Source organism: Streptomyces sp. NPDC007164 (genome assembly GCF_040634135.1).
Taxonomy (GTDB): Bacteria; Actinomycetota; Actinomycetes; order Streptomycetales; family Streptomycetaceae; genus Streptomyces; species Streptomyces sanglieri.
The window spans coordinates 1-2,176 of sequence record NZ_JBEYFB010000133.1 but is presented as its reverse complement, the minus strand read 5'-3'; the positions used below and the strand labels follow the sequence as shown (position 1 = coordinate 2,176).

The 2,176-nt window shown below is 64.9% G+C and carries 1 protein-coding gene; it reads left to right on the top strand.

The window, feature by feature from the left end; genetic code table 11:
• Positions 1-605: 605 nt before the first annotated feature.
• Positions 606-2,036, top strand: coding sequence for a group II intron reverse transcriptase/maturase (gene ltrA, locus ABZ622_RS41960; protein WP_360552592.1), 1,431 nt, complete (start codon positions 606-608; stop codon positions 2,034-2,036).
• Positions 2,037-2,176: the final 140 nt, after the last annotated feature.

Below are 2,176 nucleotides of genomic sequence, written 5' to 3'. Positions count from 1 at the left end.
GTGGGTGCGCCACGAGGCGCCATGGAATCGAGTGAGGTGAGAGACCTTCACCGCCGGGTTGTCGCAGCAACCTGGTTGAAGCTGGGGGCAGTTCGGCTCGGGGGATGCCGAGCCGGGCGGTAAGCAGCCCCGACAACGTCGGGACGGGCTGGCACTGCCAGACGGTCCGGGTCCGGCTAGTGAGACGGGAAGGTGCACGCGAGGAATCAGTGCTTGACGCCCCGTAATTACGACACCGGCTCCAACCTGGCGGATGCGGGCCGGATGCAGTGCACGACCACCGCTGGGCGGTGGTCGACTCCGAAGCCGATTCCACGTATCGGTGGGGAGGCCACGCCGAAAGCCTGCGGCGTAAGCGTGGCGATGCTGCCGGGGTAGAGCTGGGCACCTCACCCGTCAATCGATTCCGTGGTGAACGTGGGAACTGCCCGCGGTCGTCCGATGCCGGATCTCCAGTCCGGTGGAGGGCAGGCCCATCGTCGGCTGATGGCCGTCGGGCAGGACGGAGACTCCGTAGTACTCCGAGGCCGGGAAAGCCGGCCACATGGGGAAGGGGGTCAGCAAGTCGGCAGTAAGGATGCTGGAATGCCAGGAGGTGGTCGCCGGTGAATTCCGACGAGCTGGAATGGGCCTTGATGAAGGCCGAACGCCGGGTACTGGAGATCCAGACCAAGCTGCACCGTTGGGCCGCTGATGATTCTCATCGCAGGTTCGACGATCTGTTCAACCTCGTGGCCGATCCCGCCTTCCTGTTGGTGGCGTGGGACCGTGTCCGGGGAAACAAGGGTGCCCGGACGGCCGGAGTGGACGGGAAGACCGCCCGCTCCATCGAGGCCGGGCAAGGAGTCGAGATGTTCCTCGGCAGGCTGCGGGCTCAGATCAGAGACCGCAGCTTCCGGCCGGTCCCCGTGCGCGAGCGGATGATTCCCAAGGCGAACGGCAAACTCCGTCGCCTGGGGATTCCGACCGTGGCGGACAGAGTGGTCCAGGCATCCTTGAAACTGGCGCTGGAGCCGGTGTTCGAAGCGGATTTCCTCCCGTGTTCCTACGGGTTCCGCCCGAATCGCCGGGCTCATGACGCGATCGCCGAGACCCGCTACCTCGCCAGCCACGGATACGAGTGGGTGGTGGAGGGCGACATCACGGCGTGCTTCGATGAGATCTCGCACCCGGCTCTCATGGAGCGGGTGAGGAATCGAATCGGGGACAAGCGGGTGCTGTCCCTGGTGAAGGCGTTCTTGAAGTCCGGGATCCTGTCCCGGGACGGAGCCTTCACGGACACACGCACCGGGACCCCGCAGGGCGGGATCCTGTCGCCACTGCTGGCCAACATCGCGCTCTCGGTCCTGGACGAGCACATCGCCCAGGGGCTCGGAGGACCAGACAGCACCTCCGAGGATCGGCGCAGGAGACGGCGCCGAGGATTGCCCAATTACCGGCTGGTCCGGTATGCGGATGATTTCCTCGTGCTTGTCTTCGGGAGCCGTGAGCATGCCGAGGAATTACGTGACGAGGTCGCGGAGGCGTTGAAGCCGATGGGCCTTCGCCTTTCGGTGGAGAAGACAAAGATCACGCACATTGACGAGGGCCTTGATTTTCTCGGATGGCGCATCCAGCGCCACCGGAAACCGGGCACCGACCGGCAGTACATCTACACCTATCCGGCACGGAAGTCAGTGCGTTCCGCAACGGGCAAGGTGAAGGAACTGACCGGACGGCAGAACGTCGGCTTGCCGCTGGAGCCCTTGCTCTACCGGCTTAACTCGGTATTGCGCGGGTGGTGCGCGTACTTCCGTCCCGGAGTGTCGAACGTCGCTTTCTGTTACCTCAGCCACTACGCGTGGATGAGGGTGACGCGATGGATCCGGCGCAAGCATCCCGGGATTACTTGGAAGCAGCTCCGTCGACGTTATTACGGCGGTGGCTGGTGGCCTGCCACGGAAGAAGTGGAGCTGTTCAACCCGGCAAAGGTGAGCACGACCAGATACCGACACCGGGGAACACTTATCCCGACCCCGTGGCCCACTGCGGCATGAGGAACTGAGCATCCCGAAACGGGATTTGTGGAGAGCCCGGTGCCCGGAGACGGGCACGCCGGGTTCGGGAGGCGGCTCGGGGAAACCCGCTGGTGGAGACATCGGCAGGGCGCCCCGAGTCGACCTCACCGACCGCCCGG